This window comes from Saliphagus sp. GCM10025317 (genome assembly GCF_042663665.1).
Lineage (GTDB): Archaea > Halobacteriota > Halobacteria > Halobacteriales > Natrialbaceae > Natronosalvus.
On sequence record NZ_JBHTAQ010000004.1, the window covers coordinates 37074 to 58592 of the forward strand.

Below are 21519 nucleotides of genomic sequence, written 5' to 3' on the forward strand. Positions count from 1 at the left end.
AGCTCCTGGCGAAAGTGGCTGCTATGAATATATCCGCAGTCGATCTCTTCTGTGGTGCTGGTGGTATGACACATGGTCTCGAACGCGCCGGAATCGACGTAACGACAGGCATCGATAACGCGCGAGCGGGTCGCTATCCTTATACGGAGAATACTAACGCAGAGTTCGTAGATGCAGACGTCGAGGCACTTGCACACAATCCCGAGCGAGTCGCGAGAATGTACCCTTTCCAGTCCGACTTGACCGTACTGGCTGCTTGTGCCCCGTGCCAGCCGTACTCTACGATGGGACACTCGAGAGCCGGTGGCCGAGAGGACCACGACAAGTGGGGCCTTCTCAACTCGGTACAGAAGATCGTGGAGTACGTCGAACCGGACGTCCTCGTCACCGAGAACGTGCTGCAGGTACGCAACGACGGGATCTACGAAGAATTCGAAGAACGTCTCGAGGAATTGGGGTACGCACTGAACTCCGATCAGAACAAGAACGTCTACTGTCCAGAGTACGGGATCCCACAGAAACGGAAGCGGTGGGTACTCATTGCGTCGAAAGAGGGGGCGATCGAACTACCGAGTCCGATATACGAAGACGAGGATGAATATCCAACGGTACGTGAAACGATCGGTCACCTCCCTCCGATCGATGCAGGCGAGGCTCATCCTGAGTTAGAGCTACACAGGGCTCGAGATCTATCAGACACGAACCTCGAGCGAATACGAAACATAGAACCCGGCCAAGACTGGAGTGTTTGGGAAGAGAACGGTCTCGATCACCTACTCGCGGACTGCCACAAACGAGATAGCGGTCGGTCGTACAAGACACCTTACAGTCGACTGCGACCAGACGAACCAGCTCCGACGATCACCACGCAGTTCTACAACTACGGGAGCGGCCGCTTCGGCCACTACGACACCGATCAGGATCGCGCGCTCTCCATCCTCGAGGGTGCCCTCCTACAGACGTTCCCTCAGGACTACGACTTTTACGACGAGTGGGACGACGTGGGGATCAATAATCTCGGTCGGCTGATCGGGAACGCAGTCCCACCTCGACTCGCCGAGTTAGCCGGAAGGAGTATCTGCGAGAAGGTGGGCGTCGAAACGCCTCGAACTTCGATCGTCGGTCCTGCATAGGAGATTAGGGCGCCCTCGAACAGGGTACGGGAATTCGTCCAAAAAACTCGCTCTTCGACACCGGGGCGAGGGCGGAACCGTGACGAGAACGTGGGTGACGGAGAGCTCATCGTTGACGACTGACGACGGTACGTCGACCAGGAGGGAACCACGTGGATCGTACGACGGTTACACCTTGACATCCTCCACACGACTTCAGTCGTTGGCTTTCTCCTCGATGTTCTGTAACCCTATGCACACGCGGTCGTATCCATACACACATCACACACAGGAACGAGCGTGCGAGAAGTAAATACCATCTTCGCACGAGTTGGGTGATGAGCGCCGGAAGCTAGTAGATTAGGTGGCGTTTATCCCAACGTTGTCCGACCTGATGGCCGAATCGGTTAGCGTGCGCCACTGAAGAAAACCTTATATATTCGCCCCCCATACACATAGAACACGCACATACACATGGGAACAGGACAACTACACGCGGCGTTCAAAGAGCTGAAGTCCGAGGACTCGTTCGTCGGGTTGCCTCAGACCGACTTCGCGTTGGATTCGGTGCTCGAGACACTCCCCCGCGAATTAATCCAAAACGTCTACGACGCACGACAAGACGGAGAGAAGCCAGGGATCAACTTCTTCCTCGAGATACTGGAGGAGGGAGGGGAGCTGGACGACTTCAAAGACGCGATCGACTGGCCCACTCTCAAACCCCACCTCGAGGCAGTAGCAGATGACGACGAGAAACTGGGCGTCCAGAAGATGATCGACCAAATTGACGGGGGTAAACTGTGGATCCTCGGCGTAGAAGACGTGAACGCCGTCGGGCTCGAAGGGAACGAGGATAGTCGTGGGACGAACTACGCATCACTAGTCAAGGACTTCGGGGACTCGACCAAGAAACAGGGCGGTGGCGTCCACGGAGTAGGCGCCTCGGTACTGTGGGCCTTCTCCGGGTTCAAATTGGTCCTGTTCCACAGCCAACCAGAAGGCGACGACCCGAAACTCGTCGGACGGCTGGATCTCCCCGATCACGAACTGGGCGGCCAGGAGTACAAGGGTGGTGGGTGGATCGGTATCCACGACAGTGGTCACGACCGACCGGTCGCGATGAATAAGATTCCCGATGGCCTGGCCGAGACGCTTCGTGTCGACCGTCCCGACGAACGCGGAACAACGGCCCTCATCGTCGGGTTCAGAGAGCCGACGCGAGCGACGAGAGACCCGGAAGAGATCGTCGACGGGCTCTACGAGGCCGCGGCGAGGTACTACTGGCCGCTCATCGTCGACGACGGAATCGACGTCACCGTGCAAGGTCCGAGCGACACGTCTCCCCGCACTGTCGAACCCGAGGGTGTCGACAGGGCTGCCCCGTACGTGAAAGGGTACGAGTCCCGGGAGAACCCGGACCCCGATTTCGGGGAACCGGGGACCGTTGCCGTAGAGACGGTGGAGTTCGAGGTGCCACCGACGGAATCTGAGCCTGGCACAACGGGAGAGCTCGTACTAGTCGTCAGGCTGGCCGACGACGACACCGACCTCAGCAAGCACCGAAACAAAGTCGCGATGTTCCGCGGGGCACGACACGTAGTGAAGTATCGGAACTACGGCTCCGTCTCCCGGACGACCGGAAAGGACTTCCACGCTCTTCTACTCGCAGGAGGGGCCAAACACGAGGTAGGTCTGGAAGCGGACGACCTGCCCGACGCTGCAGACCGAGCCATCGAGTCCTTCTTCCGCGATGCCGAACCGGAGGCACACGACACGTGGGAGAAACCCACGCAGAAGTTGGCGAACGCATACGAGGACGACAATCCGTCACAGCGGATCGTCTCGTTCCTGAAGACCGACGTCAAACGGACACTCCAGCAAATTCTGGGCGCAGCGAAGACAGACGACGACGAACGCGTCGGCACCTTAGGGTCGGAGTTCCCGTTCTTCGAAGACGAACACGGCTCTACTAGAGAAGGAGGCGGAGGCGGTGGTGGTGGTGGTGGCTCGTTACCGTTCGACGTCGTGTGGGTCGACAGCTGGTTCGATGGGGCCCACCAGTACGAGGGTGAGCTGGAACTCGACACTGCCCCGTCTGGCCCGTGGAGCGTGACGGTCTCGATCGACGAAGTCGACGGATCGAACAAGACGATAGACCAGATCGACGTCGCGGACGGTAGCTCACCGCAACAGGAGGGGAGGAGTGTGGACGACGGTGAGATCACGTTCGAGTTCGACCAGGATACGACGAGTGCGAGGTTCGAACTGTCTTCGGACTCTGTCGGTGACGAAATCCTGGCCGGGCGAACACGGTTGGACTTCCAGTACGACCTGACGGGTGGTGGTTCGGCATGAGCAGCGACCGTGGGAGCAAACGAGTCGATACCCGTCCCTACAGATACGCCGGAGAGAGCCTCGAGTTCGACTACGTTGAGTGTACACTCGGCAGCGGGACAACACTGTCACTCGGTGATACGATAGAATTGGACCTCACGGACGAGGACGAAGAGTGGGAGACGAGTGAACTCACTGTGAGCATATCCGTCTCGAAGAGTACCCTCGAGAGAGTCTTCCCCGCATCTCCCCTCACAACGGTGCACTGGTCGTCGTGGGATACTGCCCGACGAACCACCACCGGTTCGAGAGCGTGATCGAGAACGCACCCCTCTCGCCGGGGGAGTACACAGACTCGGTTGAACTGAAGTACGACGATCTCCGGGGCCGTCTCGAACTGACTCCCCTGCTGGTACGGACGAAACCGCTCAGAAGTCAGCCCACAGGTCACAGCGGTCCACCGTTCGCCGAACGAGCTGGCCGAAAACTCGCTCACGGCCCGATTGGCACAGTAGACGTAGACCCGCCGACCAGCGGTCGATCGAACGAACTGCCGACGATTCCAACGTCGTTCACGGATGCACCCTTCCCAGCCAACGACGGGAATATGTGGTACCTGGATCTGAGCGACGAAGCCAAGCCGAAACTGTACATCAACTCGGATCACGGCTTCGTTCCTCCACTCTTCGAGGACAAGGGCCAACACGCACGTGGGAGGGTCCGCCAGTTGGTGGTCGATCTACTGGGTACGCAGATCATGACGCAGTTCGTCCTCGAAGCTGCAGAACTCTACGTCGTCCACAGTGAGATGAAGTACCCCTGGCAGAGACGGATGTTGACCGAAGTGTGCGACGAGTTGTTCGAAGAGAAGTCGCCAGACGAGGTCGAGGAGATGTTAGAAACCGGCACACTGTCGGAGACCGTCAACCAGATCGCCACTACGGTACAGCGACGTCGAACACCACACGAAGACCTCGAACGCGTACTAGAACTCAGCCTATGAGCCAAGACACACTTTACCGACTCAGCGACGACGCCTCGCTCCTCGTCACCGAGGAGCTGATGAGAGATGACGACTTCGAATTCTCGGACGAGAAGCTGTCCGAGTATCGAACCGACACTGATCTGACCGCGAACCTCAGCGCACTCGGACAGGTAATCGACTACGTCATCGGGCCAGAGAGTGACTTCGACCGCGGTGACGAACCAATCGATGCCGCCGTGGCCCCGGCCGTTCGAGAGTTCATCGATATCCCGCTCCGGGAGGCGGGTGATCCACGGATCTGGCACTATCTCGCGATCGGATGGCGGCCGGACTTCGTGCGATACCGGTGGCCGCGTGATGGGGCTAACCGTACGCACAGGTCGATGACCGAGAAGTTCTTGGGCTCCACACAGGACCTGTACACGAACGCGTTCTCGCGGTTGTGGTTCATGGCGGAGTTCAGTCGGGACGGTGACGACTACTCGGTGACAGAGGAGATCCTCAAGGAAGCGTACAAGTCGAACCGGATTTTCGACCGCATGGACCTTCGACGACCCCGTACTGGGCGCGTCTTGTGCAGTATCGCTAGTGCCGAGCCGGACGCCGACATCGTCGAGGACACCGCCAAGTCGGTGAGCCACCAGTGGTCGGTGACGAGCGAAGAACACCTCTCGGACCCTCAGTTGAAAGAGATCGTCGAAGAGATCTACAGGGAGTGTTCGTAGGATGCGCGTCGTCGTCGATATCCCGCCAGAGCTCGTCGATGACATCCGTTCGGCGGTCCAAGAGGGTAACTACGAGAGCCCCGAGGAGTTCCTCGAGCGAGCGCTCCGCACACAGCTGAAGTTGGAATCGAGCGAGCAAGAGACCCTGATGTCGTTCGGTGATGCCATAGAGGCAGGAGGCCCGCCCGAGCGCGAGCAAACCACCGAACAACCGTCGTTCACCCAGTCGACACAATGGAGCGAAGACCGGTCGAATCTCGAAGATCTCTCGACGTTCGACTTCGACGTAACTACGGTCGACCCGTCGGACGCCGAGAGAATAGATATGGGGCCTCTCTGGGGCCAATACAACCGTATCTTCCCGATGAAGTTGTCGGTTCGTCGGCTCGCAGTCGTCCTGGCCGAGACCGAGTCAGACGGAGTCTCGTACCAGCAGTTCCGCAACGAAACGGCGAGAGTGGCCCGTGAGTACGGTCTCCGGCTAGAGGAGATAGACGACGAGAAGGGTCGTGGTCGTGGAGAGAAGTTCTCGGCTGCGTTCCCGACCGGAGACAAAGTCGAGCGTTCGTTAGACCGATTCAAGACTCACTTCGTCGGTCAGATCGACTCGAGTAGGAACCTCACGGGTGCCCCCCCGAATCTACAGTTCGTCGATATTGATCCCGACACCGAAGAGTTCGGCATCACCGAAGCCGGCTTCGAATTTGCTCGAATAGAGAATCCCATCCTCGACGAGGATCTCGCGAGTGACTCGTCCCTCTCTAACGATGAACGGCAGTTCTATCTCGACCACGTCGCCAGTGAACATCCAGCCGAGTACGAGGCGATGGAACTCGTGGCGAATGCTATCGTAGAGGGAGTCGACCGTCCAGACCCGTTGAGTGAACGCGTCGGTGAACTATCTGACGATTGGTCGTCTGCACAGGCGAGTACGATTCGATCTGGCCTCATCGGCCGTATGTGCGAACTCGGCTTGGTGTCTCGGAGGCGTGTCGGGGCCCGTGGGATCGGCTACGAGGTCACCGAAGTAGGTGGAACCGAATTACTGTGAGGCTACCGTATCTGGAGTAGGTAAGTCGACGGATCAACTCAGGATGTCGCAGGGTCGAGAATCGACGTTCTTGAGTACAACCTCATATCCAGACGCTCTCCAAATAGAGATCACGAGAGTCTCGTCACATAGGCACCACATTCATTTCGGCACGTTCTAAAAAGTGACTCTCACCTCGTCATCCGATCAGATTTTCCACACACTCCAAATATGTCTCAGCGTCTAAACATCCTCGATTCAAGTTCTTCGTTTGATTCCCTACCTCGTTTTGATCCAAGCCTCCTATCAAACAACCGTCAATTCTTCCGATAACCGAGCCGTTCTCGTGCTAACGATATCCGAGTTCAACAGGTCGAGGTTGCCGATCTCGTACCTTCTCGGCCGTTAATACGGAAGATGTTTAATATAGGTGGTCTTATCCTCGCCGTTATATATTCATAGCTGCCCGCGAAATAGCGTCACACTAATGGCGACTCCAATCTGGAAATTTCCAGAGCAGAAATCGGGAATAACAGAATATCACAAAAATCCCACCGAGAGCGCCTTGGACAGCACTCTCGAAACGTTCGTTCGTGAAGTCCTGCAAAACGCGAACGACCAGGGTATCCCCGGGGAAGAGCCTGTCAAGGTCACGTTCGACTTTACGACACTCAGAGGGAGCGACCTCGAGGAATTCTTAGAGACACTCATCTGGGACGAGCACGGGGACAGCCCGGAAGATCTCCGGTGGCACATAAAGCGCGCAATCGAAAACGACCAGGCCCGTGACCCCGGGCTCAAACGGTTTCTCAATCACTTTGACGGCGACAGTCTCACCGTCCTGACCATTCACGACGAACATACGACCGGTCTCCGAGGAAGCGAAACAGACACGAAGGAACCGTACGCCTCTCTCGTCAAAGACTTCGGCAGTACGAACAAACCGGGATCCAGTTCAGGCGGGAGCAAGGGCCTCGGCAAGACAGTTCTCTGGGCTTTTTCAGGGCTTTCGACAGTTCTGTTCAATTCACACCCCGACACCTTGCCCTCCGATGGTGGAAGCGAACCGCCGCGGCTCGTTGGGCGTACAATCGTCCCAGCACACACTGACGAAGCAGAAACGACACACTACACGAATCACGGCTGGTATGGTCGAGACGACCCCGACCGCATCGACGACATCGGTCGTCCAAGCTCGCTCTGGGGCGACCTCGACGACGCAGAGAGACTCGCAGACACGCTCTCTGTGAGCCGACCTACTGACAACTACGGTACGAGTATTGGCGTCGTGGGGTTCCGCATTCCGGGCGAGGGATTCGACCCCGACATGGAAGAGTTAGCCGCCTCGTTCCGCCACGCATCTGTGAAATACTTCTGGCCGGCAATGGTGCGAGACCAACTGGAGGTCCACGTAAAAACTCCAGACGGTACCCGAACGGAGGCGACACTCGACGATGCACCCGGTGTCAAACCGTACGTCGAGTGCTACAGCGAATACTTCGATATCACCGATACGGAACTGAGTGGCGCTGGCAGCTTCGTGAAACGAGGAGTCCCGATCGAAATCCCACGCGAAGACCCAGACACTGTGGACGAGGATCCACACAGCGGCTACCAAACCGCTGTTGACCTCGTTGTACGTCATCTCACCCCGAGTGACCGCACTGATTTCGAAACGGACGACGACGACGAACTGGGGATCAACCGCGTAGCGAGACTCCGCGGGGCACAGATGATCGTCGACTACGTCGATATGTCTCGAGCTGCCAACCGCGGCAAAGACTTCGCTGCGGTGATGGTTGCCGGTGAAGCCCAGACCTCTCCTGGCGAGGACGTAACGGATGCACAGAGGGCTCTCGAAAAATTCCTCAAGAGGTCCGAACCCACACAACACGACGACTGGGTTGGCTCTAACAACGACTATCTCAACGAATATTACATCGGGACTATCACGGCCGAGATTAACGCGTTGAAGGGTGAGCGGCTCGAAGCAGTGATCAACGACATCGTTCAGGAAGATATCGATTCTGGTGACGAAGTGCCGGGAATGGACGACATCCTCCCGATAATGGACGGCCGAGATACCGTCAATGGCGAGGGCTCTGCCCTCAGGTGGGAAACTCGGCCCGACGTCTGGATCGACGACGATAAGTGGCAATTCTTCGCTAAAGGTGGCCCCAGGGAGCCAGACCACGGCGACTGGAAACTCACGGTCGAACTCCTGCGACTCGACAGTCAAGGACACGAGGGTGATTCGATCCCGATCGAGGAATTCGAAGTCGTCGAAGGAGAGGCCAAGGATTCGCTCGATGCCGACGGAATCGCCCATCTCGAAGCCGATGGGACGGCCGACGTTGTCGCATTCCAAGGAGATTCGAAAAAGCTAGACGGGCTCTCTCGAGATCCGGAGAAACTCTTCGATGTCGGCGAAGCCACCCAAACGAAGGTTAAAATCAGTGCCGAAATCATGGAGGGATAACTCGTATGCCGACCGATATCCGACGTGCATCTGCTAACGCCGACGACCTCCCGTATCGCTATCGAGAAGACGCGATAGATCTCCAGATCAGCGAGTACAGCGTCGACGAAACTGATCCCTCCGAGCCCGAGACAGACGCTCCAACCCTACCACTCTACAAGTACCAGCCCTGGGAGCGGGCACAACTCTCGCTGTCGCTGTCGATCTCTGACCGAGACTTGAACCACGTGTGTGAGGGCGACGCCCCGTACGATGCCAAACTCGTCGTAGTCGTCGAATCGAAGTCGACACACCTGCGTTACCAAGAAGTCGTCGAGGACGAGCCACTAACCGCTGGGACGTATACGAAACCGATAGAGCTCGAGGCAAAGCTCTTTCGCGATACCGTGACACTGACTCCGCGAATCGTTACGACGGACGGTGTCTCCAGCGGGTTACCGTTCGCGCCGAAAGGGGGTATGCGTATCGCAGGTGGTGACGTTTGGAAAGTCCACGTAGACGAACCCGAGGAGAGTGGCACTGGCTTCCCGTTCCTGTACAGAGACTTCTCCGATGGCGACTATCCAGAGGGTGCAGTCCACCTGCTCAAGCAGAATCCACGAGAGCCGGCGGTTCTCGTCAATATGCTCAACCAGCCGATAGTGGACGTACTCGAAACCAAGACGTTCTACAGCTTCGATGCATATCTGAAGAACGTTATCAAGGCGGAATTAGGCACGTCGACCTGGATACAGCTCGTCATTCATACGGCAACGACGATCGCCGAATCCGACGAACCACAGTACGAATGGCAGGAGGGCTTGATCAAAGAGATCGGTCCGTACCTCTACGAGGACGCCTCGTACGAGGAGACAGTCGAGAATCTCGGTGAGGTTGTGTCTGAACCCGACGAACTCCGGAGTTTCATTCGCGAACTCAACGTCGCCGTTCAATTGTATCTCGATCAAGCCTCACAACTCAACAAATTCATCACCGACTTCAGACCATGACTGACATTCCACGACTCACAGACGCCGGCCGCGATATGGTAGAAGAGCACGATGAATTCACCTCTCGAGACGAAGTACTCGCACTGAGAACCGACTTGGAAGACCACGTCGAATACGAGTCAGTCCCGGAGGCTAGTACTGACATAGACTCGCTGGAGGAGGCAATCGAACGTGCCACCACGGTCTTCGATCCAAATATCGACACGCAGCGATCGGCGATGGACTCGGTACTCGCCCCACTCGTGCACCAGTATTACAAGATACCCCCGCGTGTCGCGGGTCAGATTGGCGTCTGGCAGTACCTCACACTCGTCGAATTCCCCGACTACGTCGTGATTCGTTGGCTCGGACATGGTGATCTCAAAGAGAAGCTCCTCGGCGAACAAAGTGACCTTTACTCGAATCAAATGGCTCGGCTTTGGTGGGGAGCCCACTTGACCTACGATCCAGCGACAGACCACTACTACGGCACTCACAAGATGTACAACAAGCAACGTGTCGCAAATTACGTTCTAGACAGTGAATTCAATCGTTGCCGGCCCGCTGCACTCGCCTTCGTGGACACCCTTCACTCGGAATCCGGGACGACCATTTCCGCTGTTGGACGGCGGTTCAACCAGTCGCTCTCGACGTATCAAATGGACTCTCGAAGTCGCGAGGATTTCGAAGACCAACTCGATCGAATCCTCGAGTTCGTCTCCTAACGGCGTTTTTCGTACAGGATTCAATGTATGGCAGCGAGGCGTTCTGAAGGATCTGGTTTCGAACCCCAGTTCGAAGGCAGTCAACCTCAGCTGCACTTTCACGATGATCGTATTCACCAGTACGCTCGCCCTTGCACGGCGAACGGACCAGTACCAAAGACCGGGTAGAGTGGATTCACCGCTGTCTCGGCAGTGTACGCCGCCATCCCTTCCTTTTCGTCGCCGGACGGGGTTGCGGATGTTCGCCAAGCACGTCACCAACGGAGACGAGCGGCCGGACTCGATCGATCTCACCTGTAAGACGAAGGACGAAGGTATCGAACGGATTCAGACAATAGTTTGAAGAGTGACGCCTCTAGTTAAGTAGTGAAAACAACATGGTAACGATTCGACTCCGGCGTAGACTTCTACGGATGTACGTCCGTCACTCGGGGGGTGGAGGTCTGTGACCGATGGGTGGTACTTCGAGGAGATGGGTGACAAGGCCGAGCAGAACGCCGACATCCTCACGAAACACGCCTTCGAGAACGACGTGGCGACGTTCGTTCGCGAGACGCTCCAGAACGCGAACGACGCACTCAACGTAGACGCTGACGGACCTGTCGAAGTACACTACCGGTTCGAAAAACTCTCTGGACAGGAGTTAGAGCGTTTCCTCGCCGAACTCGAGTGCGAACCCGAGGACGACGAGGTCGACCTCTACGACCACCTTCGTGCTGCCGGAGAGCTAGAAGACGACAGACAACTGGACCAGTACCTCGACTACTTAGAGAGGGAAGACGAACTCTTGCTCCTCTCCGTCGAAGACAGGAACACCCAGGGTCTCGACGGTCTTGAGACCGAAGACGGTACGAACTACACGGCCCTCGTCCGCGACATGGGACGGAGTAACAAAGACGCCACCGAGGGTGGGAGCCACGGCGTGGGGAAGACCGTGCTGTGGGCATTCTCGGGGATGTCGACCGTACTCTTCACCTCCTATCCAGTTCAGGACACTGGAGACTACGACCCACCTCGCTTCGTCGGGCGGACACTCTTACCCGACCACCGTGACCAGGAGAGTGACCAACTCTACTCGGGCAACGGCTGGTACGGTCGGCGCGATCCTGAGGACCCAGACACCCGACACGTGAGTGCGTGGGGCGACGAGGCGAGAGAGCGTGCACGGGCTCTGTACACTGAACACGTGGCCGACGTGAGTGGGACGACGGCGACTATCGTCGGGTTTCGCGATCCCACAGCGGAGGAGTTCGCCGACGTCGACGAGTTGCTCGAGACGTTCCGGCGCTCCGTCGCCGAGTACTTCTGGCCCGCCATCGAGCGTGGCAACCTTCGAGTGTACCTCGAGGGGCCCGACGACGAGCCAACACTCGTCGACCCCTACGAGGTCGACGTCGTCCGACCGTTCGTCGACTGTTTCAGGGAGCGTGACTCCCCAGACGACGATCTCGAGAGTCGTGGCAACGTCGTCGAAGGACAGATCACGTTCGATCTACCCGACAAGAAGATCGGCAACGATACACAGACCGAACCGAAGGGTCGGTTGGGCGTCTACGCCAAGAGTCCGAGCCCCGGTGACGACGAAACCCGACTCAACGAAGTTGCCATCTTCAGAGGCGCTGGGATGGTCGTCGACTACATCAACGTAAGCGGTGCGGCGTCTTACGGAAGCCCCTTCTACGGAATCCTGCTCGCAGGCGAAGCGCGAGGCTGGGGTGATCGTTCTCTCGAGATAGCGGACGGACAAGTCGAGGAATTCCTCAGGACGTCCGAACCTGCCGCACACGACGAGTGGAAAGGGTACAAGAACTCGAAACTCCAATCGACGTACGAGTGGGGGTGTGCAGGTACTGTAGAATCACTTACGAGTAGTAAGCTCCGACAGTGCCTCCAAGATCTCGTCGCGACAGACGTTAGTGAAGAAGGTGGGATGATCGACTCGATGAAACGCAAGATCCCCCGATCCGACACGGGACGGAACCGATCTTCGTCTCCGTCCACGTCCGTCACCTCCGCCGAGGCGTTCGACACCTCGGCAGACTTCACTTTCCGCGACGGGCGGTGGATGTTCGATGCCACTGTAGCCCCGAAAGACGACGATTTCGACAGTTGGCACGTAACGGTCGAGATCGTCACGCTCGGCGAGGAGAACAACAAGACCGGTGGGATAGCGATAGAGTCGGTAGATCCGCACGAAACGAGTACATCGTACGAGATCGAAGACGGCGTCGTCGTGATCGAGGGTGACGCGAGTACGACGAGCATCGATATTGGGGGCACCTCAGAGTCGTTCGGCGACTTTGACCCCTACAGTGGTCGACTCGGAAAGTCACAACTGCGTATCGACGGAGACGTCGAAATGGGGGGTGAAGCCTGATGGCGACCCGAAGTCGCCGAAAGACGAGTCGCGAGCGGTTCGACGACGAACCGCTCCGTCACGCACCGGAGGCACTCTCAATCGACGTAGAGACGTTCTCGCTGGACGACGACGACCAGTCCTTCGAGGTGGACAAAGCCGGCAACCAAGTCTTCTTGGAGGACTGGGCTGCTGACTGGAAGACGCTCACCTTAGAGGGCACGCTGACGATCGAAGACGATCTCGAACCGGTGTTCCCTCCCAAGGAGTGGCCGACCGACGCCCCAGCTGAGGTCGTCGTCGCGGTCGAGTGTAAGTACACACACGTCCGCGAGGGACGGACGATCGAAGTAGACAGTTTCGAAAAGGGGACCATCGAGTTCGAGATCACGTTCTCCTCTCGACACGTGTTCGGAACCGTCGAACTGACTCCGCTGATCGTCCGTACGGACGATGCGAACACGTCCGGCGACTACCGAACCCACGCCGGACTCCAACTCGCGGACGGGCTGTCGTGGGAGATACACATCGACGAGACAGAGGACACGTCTGGCCCACTCCTCCCACCGATCTTCAAGAGTTTCGGTGAGAGCGACAACGACGATCGGTTCCCCGACGATGCCGTCTACGTCGTTGACAAGACGGAACTCCACTCCCCAAAATTGTACGTGAACCGTGACCACGATTCGATCGCGAGCGCGTTGAACAGCGGTCCGCGAGGGAAGTTGGGCCGTGTCATGAACGTCTACACCGACTCCATCCTCCTCCCTGCGCTCTCGGAACTCGTTCTCTGGACCGCCGAAGACGTCGACGAGACCGGGGATTCAGAACACGACTGGCAAACCGACCTCCTCTCGCAGGTTGTGACGAAAATGTACGACGTCGACTCTGCTGATGAGGCTGGGCGGCAATTACACGACGAATTCGCGGGTGAGGGGAGTATGCCCCAACTCCTGGACAAGACGTCGACCGCCATCCAAGAGTACCTCGAATTGAGCGACGACATGGTGAAACTCGTCGACAATATCCGATCATGACCGAACTACGCAAACTACTACACCAGGGCGTCTCCGAGATCGACGAAGACTTCATCGCGGGAGAGCGGGATGTCGATCCCGACCTCTTCGAGCGACACTCGACGCCCGTCGATGGGACTGACGTTGACTACGGTGCGATACAGACCAAGATCGACGAAATATTCGTCGACGACGACTACCCGCAGTACGAGGCGAAGATGGACGCCGCCCTCGCCCCGACCATCCACGCGAATATCCGGATTGACCGCCGTACAGCACGGGACGAGCGAATCTGGTACTACCTCGCGGCGGTGAAGTTCGACGACTTCGTCCGGTACCGCTGGCGCTTCGACTTCGAAAACAACAGAACCGCTGCGTTCGAAAAGTTCCTGGGTGAGACCACGGGGAACAACCTCTACACGAACGCCATCGGTCGACTCTGGTGGTTAGCAGAACTCACCCACGTAGACCCAGCGACGGCACCTGTCGACGTAGACGACGAGTACGAACTGACGAGAGAGGTCTTCGAGTTCAACTTCCTCGCGAACCGTATCCTCGACAACGCGTTCCACATGTCGAAACCCCTCGTGATCGCCGTCGTTGACCAGTTCGCCGACGAGTCGCAGGATCTCGTCAACGTCATGCCCGACCGGTTGTCGACCCTCCTCTCGATGATGCCAGCTGAAGGTTGGGTCGAAGACAACAGCGTCGAGGTGGTCAGTCGGTTGAAACGCCAGATGAAGTCCGAACGGGCTTAGATCCTCCAATCCGCTGCCGCGGTTGGGGTTATCTACGTGATCGTTCGGTCTTCCGACAAGCGGTTACATCGTTCCAATCGAGAGTCGGTTTCGGCCAGACGAAAGCGAAGGTGGTATCGTACAGGAATCGAAAGACTATGGGCACGACTTAGAACGAAATGAATACCGACGGAAAACGGGCCGAGACTACCGAAACCGATATCGGAACCGATCTATCGAGCGAAGAGGTCGAGCGCGTCGAAGAGGTCGCCGAACGAGAACCGATACCGAACGACGAACTGATCAAACTCTGGGGCTTGGATTCACCGATCGAGTTAGCACAAATCCTGAAAGGTGATTTAGACGACTATCTAACCCGAAATGAGGTCGGAGACGTTTGTACGACCGACCTCGGACGTCGCCTCGTTGGCAGAGAGCCAGTTGGGGGAAAGGTGGAGACGGACGACAACGAAGCCGACGGCGGCGGGTCGGGGTCGGACGATGTTAGCGGCGGTGATGCCGATGACACACGTCCGATCACTCCGAGCCCGGGTGCAGACGAGAAGTCCTCGGTGAACGACGATGGGACAACGACTCGAAACTCGTCCGTCGGTGTCTATATCGACCGTTCACCAGACGACATCGTCGAAAGGGTTCAGTCCACCTTCAGCGTTGACCAGACGACTGCTCAGCGACTGTTGGATCTGTACCAGGACGAGGACCCGGTGGATGTAGACAAACTGACCGAGGGGTGGGCGTTCGACAAAGCACCGGATGTCTACAAATATCTCAACGACTCGATGAGTGGTCTAGCTCGTATCGTCGGGATGGGTGACGTCAAACTCTCTCCAGACGCACGCGAAAGGATCGACGGACTAGATACTGACGACACCAACACGTCCGGTGACGACACGGAGACCACTGGGTCAGCTGACGGCGCAAGTGACGACGGAGGAGACGGCCGGGAAAGTCTGGACGAGCGACACCACACCAAAGACGACGAAGAAGAGCACAGCCTCAACAGTGCCTCGCCTCCCAACCACTACTCGGATCGACTCCTCGAGACGAACAGAGAGAAGCTCACGAATGAACTTCAGGACTTGAGTGACCACGCGCTATACCCCCCGACAGAGGAGACGGTCATCAGTGAGTCCCGCTACCCATTCGGTTCGTACGTGTACACGTTCGGGTCCTTCAAAGACGCCTTACGTGCAGCCGGTTTCAAGGTAGATGGACAATCTCTCTCCGACGATCCCGATCAGGTGGTTCGTCCCTCGGAGGTCGTAGCCGTGGTTCAGCTCGTTGCGGACCTCCTCGGCGACCCACCGACTGAGGCACTATTCTACGATCTCGTCTCGATGGCGAGCAGCGACACTGAGTCACTGGGCAACTGGCAGCAGATCATCGTTGAATCGGGGCTCGAGAGGGACCGCTTGTCCCGAACTAAGGTTCCTGACGACAGGCCAGAGCACGACGAATTCGTCGACGCGATCACTGAACTCGTCACGGAGACGGAGCGACCACTCACCCTCGTCGAGGTCGCTGAGTACTGTGACGTTCCGGTCGCTCACCTCGTCAGCGGTGTCGACCCGTGGCAGAGGGTCGGTGAAATTCTCACTGGAGTATCGACGAGTGGAGATGCTTCCACCGCTCCGCTCGATCCTTCGTCGGCCGCAACGAGGCGATTCTTCGAGAAAGTAGCCGAGACGAATCCAACCGTCCACCCGACCATCGGTGTGTTGGCAGTCCTCCCCGATGTCGAAGTCGCAAGTGTCATCGATTCGGTGAGTGAGTACTCACTCCCTGAACTCGAAGCGATCGAGGTTGACGCTAGGTCTGAGACAGTTGACGAGGGAGAGGGCGTCGACGGATCGAAAACTGACGAGCAGACGGGAGACCTCGACGAGGGTGAGAGAATCCGAAGCGAGAGGAGGGGCAGTAACTATGGCGAAGCGGTCGTCGTCGACGACCGTGTTCGACCCGAGTACGATATCGAACGGCGTATGGCACTGGCCGACGACCTCCGGCGATTGGAACGCGAGTTCGGCCACCCCCCGCGACCAGTGGACGTCGAAAATTACGGCCGGTTCTCGCCGTCGGACTACGTCGACACCTTCGGCACGTGGGACGATGTGCTGGCCTCTGTCGACCTCGAGTTTGGGGACGCGTGGAGTCAGCCGGGAGACTACGACGACGAGTTGCTCACCACACTCGAGGATCTCGCCGACGAGATCGGGCACCGACCGACGACCCGGAACGTCGACGAACTCACGGACTACTCGGCCACCACGTACGTGAGCCGGTTCGGGTCGATGGACGCAGCACTCAGAGCGTCGGATATAGACGTTGGCTCTCCCGAGTGGGCCACTGAGATCGTCGAGAAAGTCTCCGACTCGTGGGAACCGCTCGGTAATTTCGAAGAGATCACCGACAGAGAGCGAGCTGGGATCGAGGCGTTGCTCCTCCTCAAACGCGGGTGGCGGGGGACGGGTCACGAGATCGTCAACGAAGTCTCGGAGCGGTTGCCAATAGACGGACCGTCGTACCGAAATGCGTGGAAGAAGACGATCCGCCCGGTCCTCCGGGAAGCAGGAGAGCGCAACCTCGTTCGACAGAACGAAGGTACGTGGATTTGGGAGTGGTACGACCCAAACGAGTAGGTATCGTCGCTTGGCCGACCCTCACTTCGTGACAGTCCACCCCGACTACCTGGTACAAGAGACCGAGCGCGACGTTGGCACGTTGGCTCGTTCGTTACAATGCCTCGCCCGACGGGCCGCTACTTTCTTCACATTGGTTTGGGAAGGTTATCACATGGACACCGAGAAAGGAGCGTCTACGCTCGATCCCGAGTACATAGCAGGCCTCCTCGACTCGACAGCACGTGTCCGGTTCAACATCTCAGAGCAACCAGACGACACGTTCACGGTTCGTCCCCAGCTTCGGATCAAACCCTACGAGACCGAGATGCGCGAAGCGGTCGTCGGGACCTTCCTCGACTCTCGGGACTACACGTACGATCTGGTGGATCGAGAGCGGGGACACGGGTTCTTCCTTCTCTCACAACGAAGCGACCTGGCCGATCTAGAAGAGTTCCTACGTGGCCACTCCACCAGCCTGATCAGAGAACTAGAGTTCGTGACGGGGCCTGGTTTCGAGCGGTACGACACCAATATTATGGATCCAGAAGAGGCGTACCGATTTCTCCTCACGCGTGACGAACTCCGATACGAGTGGCGACCACGCGGAATCAATCACTGGAGTCCCAGCAGACTCACAGACGCGTACGACCTCGACGAGAACGAGGTCTCGCCCTCCGAGCTACCCGCCGAGGGTCTGACTCCGAACTCCTCAACCGAGTACATCGCCGGCGTCTTCGACGGACTTTGCCGATATCGACCGACTATCACGGAATCATCGGAGAATCGTATCGGGTATTCGATGTATCCCACCGCACGCCTCACTCGGGGAGGTGTCGATCCGGCGATGATCGACAGTTTTCGTAATTTCTGTCGGACGTACGACCTCACGTATGGCGACTCGTCGAAGGACAATTCGCTGTGGTTCGTGTTCACCGGAGCGAACGCTATTAGACGCGTCCTCGACGTCGTCTTCCCACACCTGTTGGTTCTCGCCGACCACTCGATTTCACTCGTCGAAGACGTCCTGCCGAGGTTCGACGCTCGCGCTCACCACGAGAAACAGGGGTTCTACGATCTCCTCCGTGGCTTCGACGTCGTCGCGACGGCATCTGGCGGCCCCTTCCGGCACCGCGAGTACGATCCCGCGTACTTCGAGGAAATCTGGAGCGACGAACTGGACACTACCCGTCGCCTGCCCGAGTCGAACCACGAACACGACATCGACGAATATCGGGAACCATCCGGCGAGGTAGCAGTAGAGTTTCTCGAATACCCTGACTCGATTGTACTCACCTCCGACGACTACGAGGACGAACTGGGCCGTTTCGGTTCGGTCGCCGATCGGACGGAACGAGACGAAGGCCTCGTGAGCGGGCTGAAGCAGATGTACAAGGATCGATGCCAGGTGTGTGGGACGAGACGAGCGAAACCAGATGGGACCGGCTACTCCGAAGTCCACCACCTACGTCCACTCTTCGAGGACGGGGCGGACACGCTCGAGAACATGCTAGTTCTCTGCCCGAACCACCACGCAGACCTCGACAACGGTGCCGTCCGTATCGAACCCGATACGAAGACGGTTCGACACCCGTACGACCCCGGAGCGGACGGGAGGGCACTCACTGTCCTCGAGGGGGACGCGATCTCGGAGGACGCGATTCGATATTACAACGACACCGTTTCGAACATCTCGCCCAACGATGGTGTATCGCCGACGTAGCCGGACAGACAGGGACTCTCCGGAGTTGACTTACGAGAAGGTCTCCTCGTAAGCATCTTCACACACCAGAAATCTTTGATTTCTGGGGACGGTGTATCCCCTCCCTGCTCGCTTCGCTCGCTGAGGAAGGGGGCTTAGCGCCTCGATTCAGCTAACCGGAAAACTACAGGCCGCTTAAATACATCTCGACGCCGTCGCTCGGATCTGATCATCCAGAAATTAGGCGGACCCTGACGGAACCACACTGGATCCTCTTATAGAAAATTCGAAATACTTTCTAGTCTCGCACTCGAGGTGTATTTGTGTCCTACACTGATCCCCGCTCTGAACCCACTTCTACGGAGGGAGTGGGGACTGTCGAAGCTGTCGACCTCTTTTGCGGTGCCGGAGGGTTTACACTCGGCCTCCAGCGTGCCGGGATAGACGTCGTAGCGGGAGTTGACGAGGATCTCTACTGTGTGATTCCGTACTTCCGTAACAACGACGCGCAGTTTTACCGCCGGGATCTATCTACAATCGCGACTGAGAATCCCGAGTGGGTCGCAGACCTCTACAGTGACGACACAGACGTTCGGGTGCTCGCCGGTGGCCCTCCGTGTCAACCGTACTCGAATTTGGGAAACATAGAAGGAGTGCACGATAAAACCGGGCTCGTCTCAGCGTTCGCCACCATCGTCGATCGGGTTCAACCGGATATCGTCGCGATGGAGAACGTACCCGGTGTGAGCCGAGATCCGGAGTACGAAGGACTGATCGAAACATTTCGAGACGCCGGTTATTACGTCAATCTACCGGAGAACAGGGACATCGACTGTTTGGCCTATGGGGTCCCACAACGGCGCAAGCGATGGATTACACTGGCCTCGAAAATCGGCCCCATCGAGATGGACTCCCCGAGCCGGACAGAGGTCGACGTCGATCGAGAAATCACGGCAGAAAGTTTCATCGGACACCTTCCGGCGATTGACGCCGGTGAACACCATCCCGACGACCCACTTCACGTCACTCAGAACCTCAGAAAGCAGAACCTGGACCGAATTCGAATCTCGGAACCAGGTGGCGACTGGACCGACTGGGTAGAGAAGGGGCGTGAAGATCTCGTTGCCGATTGCCATACGAAGGAGAGTGGTGCCAGTTTCAAGGCGCCGTACAGTCGCATGCAACCGGACAAACCCGCACCCACGATCACTACTCAGTTTTACAGTTTCGGGAGCGGTCGATTCGGACATTACGACGAGGACCAGCTCAGGGCATTGAGCCTGAGAGAGGGAGCGATTCTACAAACGTTTCCGGACGAGTACCAATTCCTCCCTCCGGGAGGAACGGTCGAGGACGTCGGTATCCACAGAATAGGGAGGTGGATCGGCAATGCAGTGCCGCCAAAGCTAGCTCGAGTGGCTGGCGAGAGCATAATGCGACATTTGCGTGGGGATCGACAGTCGAGTATCGACGAGTTTACTACGTGAACGACCACGGGTCGGGTGACCAGTGGAACTCCCGCCGTTCTCTGTGAAGTACCACGGGTCGCCCGACCCGTGGCGTCCGTGTCTCGTCCCGCACTGCCGACGCAACGGACGGTAATTCCCTCCGCACTCGGTTGACGCCTCGTGTGGGCTACGTTTCACCTTGTGGGTTTTCTTCCGCCTGTAATAGTTTCCAGGAGTTGTGATACTTTTCGATGCGATTCATGGTATCAGTATCAACGGAGTCTAGCCGTGTTAGGTCCATATTGTCCTCGATGTCTGCTCGTTTTACTGCTCTCGCAATCGGATGGGGTGCCGCGTCTGCCACGAACTTTTCGTACGACTCGTCGTCTGATTTCATGAGGAGTTCAACGGCGTCGATCGCTTCGTCTGGAAAATCGACGTCGTCGTTTCGAAGTTCGGCAACAGTCCAGTCACTATCCTCAACGACATCGTGGAGGACTGCTGCAATCATCGCGGCTTCGGAGTCCTGGGCAAACATCACACGCAACGGGTGGAGGATGTACGTCTCACCTGCTTTGTCCGTTTGATCGGCATGAGCAGTTGCTGCAATCTCGATCGCACGTTCGAGTGGGTGCACAATCAAACCAGCACCTCGACCATATAGATAAATTCTGGCAGCGACGCGATCGTGTGGCAGAGATTCGACGGGGTGCGTGGCGAGTTCGGTGGCTGTGCAGTTGTAAAGGTGGCGGGTCACGTCAACTGGTGGCAGTAGGCACAGGTAAATTGAGGGAACTTGGCTGCTGGCGAGGCGAGTAGTCAGACTACCACAAAGTTAATGCACAGTGGGAATATATTTAGAAGCGATTATGCCCAAAGGACATTTCGAGTCTGCTGAGACGAGTATCGAGTACGGGAGAGCCGATGTTCTGTTCCCCGTCGAGGAGCTCGATGCGGTTCTGTACCAGCATCGGGAGGCCCAACTCGCGCTCGCTGACGTCGATGGGGGCGACGTCATCGTCGTCGGTCCGACGAGTCTGGCGACCAGCTACTTCCTCACTCAGCACTCCCTCACCGCCATCCCTGTCGACAGTCTCGCCAATCCAGTCCGGACACAGTTGGACAATGCACTCGACGCCCCCATCGACACGTTCGAACTCGTCCAGGTCGGCAAATGGACCACAGATACCCCAAACCACTCACTCGCCGAATTTACAGGCGGCTGTCGGTCACCCTGGACACACAGCAGCAAACCAACCGCAG

General features: G+C 57.6%; 16 protein-coding genes and 2 pseudogenes. 17 read left to right on the top strand and 1 reads right to left on the bottom strand.

Going from position 1 to position 21519, the window contains the following annotated elements; translation table 11 throughout:
• The first annotated feature begins 23 nt into the window (after window positions 1–23).
• The 16 genes and pseudogenes from ACFQS4_RS01345 (at window position 24) to ACFQS4_RS01420 (ending at window position 20295) form a co-directional block, all read left to right on the top strand.
• The gene (locus ACFQS4_RS01345) at window positions 24–1133 is read left to right on the top strand and encodes a DNA cytosine methyltransferase (RefSeq protein ID WP_500191895.1); all 1110 of its coding nucleotides are present in this window, start codon (window positions 24–26) and stop codon (window positions 1131–1133) included.
• 453 nt (window positions 1134–1586) lie between these two features.
• Complete coding sequence (locus ACFQS4_RS01350) at window positions 1587–3467, top strand: hypothetical protein (protein WP_497903302.1); 1881 nt, start codon at window positions 1587–1589, stop codon at window positions 3465–3467.
• On the top strand, window positions 3464–3763 hold the full coding sequence (locus tag ACFQS4_RS01355) for a hypothetical protein (protein WP_500191897.1): 300 nt from the start codon (window positions 3464–3466) through the stop codon (window positions 3761–3763). The genes ACFQS4_RS01350 and ACFQS4_RS01355 overlap by 4 nt, the downstream gene beginning before the upstream one ends.
• Entirely contained in the window at window positions 3721–4449 is a 729-nt protein-coding gene (locus tag ACFQS4_RS01360; RefSeq protein WP_497903303.1) for a hypothetical protein, read from the top strand. The genes ACFQS4_RS01355 and ACFQS4_RS01360 overlap by 43 nt, the downstream gene beginning before the upstream one ends.
• On the top strand, window positions 4446–5156 hold the full coding sequence (locus ACFQS4_RS01365; protein WP_497903288.1) for a DUF6339 family protein: 711 nt from the start codon (window positions 4446–4448) through the stop codon (window positions 5154–5156). Before ACFQS4_RS01360 ends, ACFQS4_RS01365 begins: the two co-directional genes overlap by 4 nt.
• A 1-nt stretch (window position 5157) precedes the next feature.
• The gene (locus ACFQS4_RS01370; protein ID WP_497903304.1) at window positions 5158–6207 is read left to right on the top strand and encodes a ribbon-helix-helix domain-containing protein; all 1050 of its coding nucleotides are present in this window, start codon (window positions 5158–5160) and stop codon (window positions 6205–6207) included.
• Between the two features lie 466 nt (window positions 6208–6673).
• Window positions 6674–8665: a hypothetical protein gene (locus ACFQS4_RS01375; protein WP_497903305.1), complete on the top strand. Its 1992-nt coding sequence runs from the start codon at window positions 6674–6676 to the stop codon at window positions 8663–8665.
• Between the two features lie 5 nt (window positions 8666–8670).
• Window positions 8671–9654 carry a hypothetical protein gene (locus ACFQS4_RS01380; RefSeq protein ID WP_500191904.1) on the top strand — a complete coding sequence of 328 codons (984 nt, stop codon included), beginning with the start codon at window positions 8671–8673 and terminating at the stop codon, window positions 9652–9654.
• Entirely contained in the window at window positions 9651–10358 is a 708-nt protein-coding gene (locus tag ACFQS4_RS01385; RefSeq protein WP_497903307.1) for a DUF6339 family protein, read from the top strand. The genes ACFQS4_RS01380 and ACFQS4_RS01385 overlap by 4 nt, the downstream gene beginning before the upstream one ends.
• 445 nt (window positions 10359–10803) lie before the next feature.
• On the top strand, window positions 10804–12735 hold the full coding sequence (locus tag ACFQS4_RS01390; protein WP_497903308.1) for a hypothetical protein: 1932 nt from the start codon (window positions 10804–10806) through the stop codon (window positions 12733–12735).
• Window positions 12735–13751 (top strand): hypothetical protein, encoded by a 1017-nt coding sequence (locus tag ACFQS4_RS01395; RefSeq protein WP_497903309.1) that lies wholly within the window; start codon window positions 12735–12737, stop codon window positions 13749–13751. The genes ACFQS4_RS01390 and ACFQS4_RS01395 overlap by 1 nt, the downstream gene beginning before the upstream one ends.
• Window positions 13748–14488, top strand: a complete 741-nt coding sequence (locus ACFQS4_RS01400; RefSeq protein ID WP_497903310.1) for a DUF6339 family protein — start codon at window positions 13748–13750, stop codon at window positions 14486–14488. Before ACFQS4_RS01395 ends, ACFQS4_RS01400 begins: the two co-directional genes overlap by 4 nt.
• 158 nt (window positions 14489–14646) lie before the next feature.
• A pseudogene (locus ACFQS4_RS01405) lies at window positions 14647–14919 on the top strand (DUF5797 family protein); the annotation flags it as partial.
• 273 nt (window positions 14920–15192) lie between these two features.
• Window positions 15193–17127 carry a homing endonuclease associated repeat-containing protein gene (locus ACFQS4_RS01410; protein WP_500191997.1) on the top strand — a complete coding sequence of 645 codons (1935 nt, stop codon included), beginning with the start codon at window positions 15193–15195 and terminating at the stop codon, window positions 17125–17127.
• Window positions 17128–17281: 154 nt separating this feature from the next.
• A complete protein-coding gene (locus tag ACFQS4_RS01415) occupies window positions 17282–18829 on the top strand; it encodes an HNH endonuclease (RefSeq protein ID WP_497903312.1) in 1548 nt (515 codons plus the stop codon).
• A gap of 302 nt (window positions 18830–19131) precedes the next feature.
• Window positions 19132–20295 carry a DNA cytosine methyltransferase gene (locus tag ACFQS4_RS01420; RefSeq protein ID WP_497903313.1) on the top strand — a complete coding sequence of 388 codons (1164 nt, stop codon included), beginning with the start codon at window positions 19132–19134 and terminating at the stop codon, window positions 20293–20295.
• 148 nt (window positions 20296–20443) lie between these two features.
• Here ACFQS4_RS01420 and ACFQS4_RS01425 read toward each other — a convergent pair whose 3' ends face one another.
• Window positions 20444–21013: a GTP pyrophosphokinase gene (locus ACFQS4_RS01425; protein WP_497903314.1), complete on the bottom strand. Its 570-nt coding sequence runs from the start codon at window positions 21011–21013 to the stop codon at window positions 20444–20446.
• A 112-nt stretch (window positions 21014–21125) separates the two neighbouring features.
• Here ACFQS4_RS01425 and ACFQS4_RS01430 point away from each other — a divergent pair.
• Window positions 21126–21473: pseudogene (locus ACFQS4_RS01430) on the top strand (DUF8165 family protein); the annotation flags it as partial.
• Window positions 21474–21519: the final 46 nt, after the last annotated feature.

What these genes read in the sequence shown, in the direction of transcription:
- ACFQS4_RS01355 (WP_500191897.1), top strand. Translation starts at nt 3,464, where the DNA reads ATGAGCAGCGACCGTGGGAGCAAACGAGTCGATACCCGTCCCTACAGA.
- ACFQS4_RS01380 (WP_500191904.1), top strand. Translation starts at nt 8,671, where the DNA reads ATGCCGACCGATATCCGACGTGCATCTGCTAACGCCGACGACCTCCCG.
- ACFQS4_RS01350 (WP_497903302.1), top strand. Translation starts at nt 1,587, where the DNA reads ATGGGAACAGGACAACTACACGCGGCGTTCAAAGAGCTGAAGTCCGAG.
- ACFQS4_RS01375 (WP_497903305.1), top strand. Translation starts at nt 6,674, where the DNA reads ATGGCGACTCCAATCTGGAAATTTCCAGAGCAGAAATCGGGAATAACA.
- ACFQS4_RS01400 (WP_497903310.1), top strand. Translation starts at nt 13,748, where the DNA reads ATGACCGAACTACGCAAACTACTACACCAGGGCGTCTCCGAGATCGAC.
- ACFQS4_RS01385 (WP_497903307.1), top strand. Translation starts at nt 9,651, where the DNA reads ATGACTGACATTCCACGACTCACAGACGCCGGCCGCGATATGGTAGAA.
- ACFQS4_RS01415 (WP_497903312.1), top strand. Translation starts at nt 17,282, where the DNA reads ATGGACACCGAGAAAGGAGCGTCTACGCTCGATCCCGAGTACATAGCA.
- ACFQS4_RS01365 (WP_497903288.1), top strand. Translation starts at nt 4,446, where the DNA reads ATGAGCCAAGACACACTTTACCGACTCAGCGACGACGCCTCGCTCCTC.
- ACFQS4_RS01345 (WP_500191895.1), top strand. Translation starts at nt 24, where the DNA reads ATGAATATATCCGCAGTCGATCTCTTCTGTGGTGCTGGTGGTATGACA.
- ACFQS4_RS01395 (WP_497903309.1), top strand. Translation starts at nt 12,735, where the DNA reads ATGGCGACCCGAAGTCGCCGAAAGACGAGTCGCGAGCGGTTCGACGAC.
- ACFQS4_RS01370 (WP_497903304.1), top strand. Translation starts at nt 5,158, where the DNA reads ATGCGCGTCGTCGTCGATATCCCGCCAGAGCTCGTCGATGACATCCGT.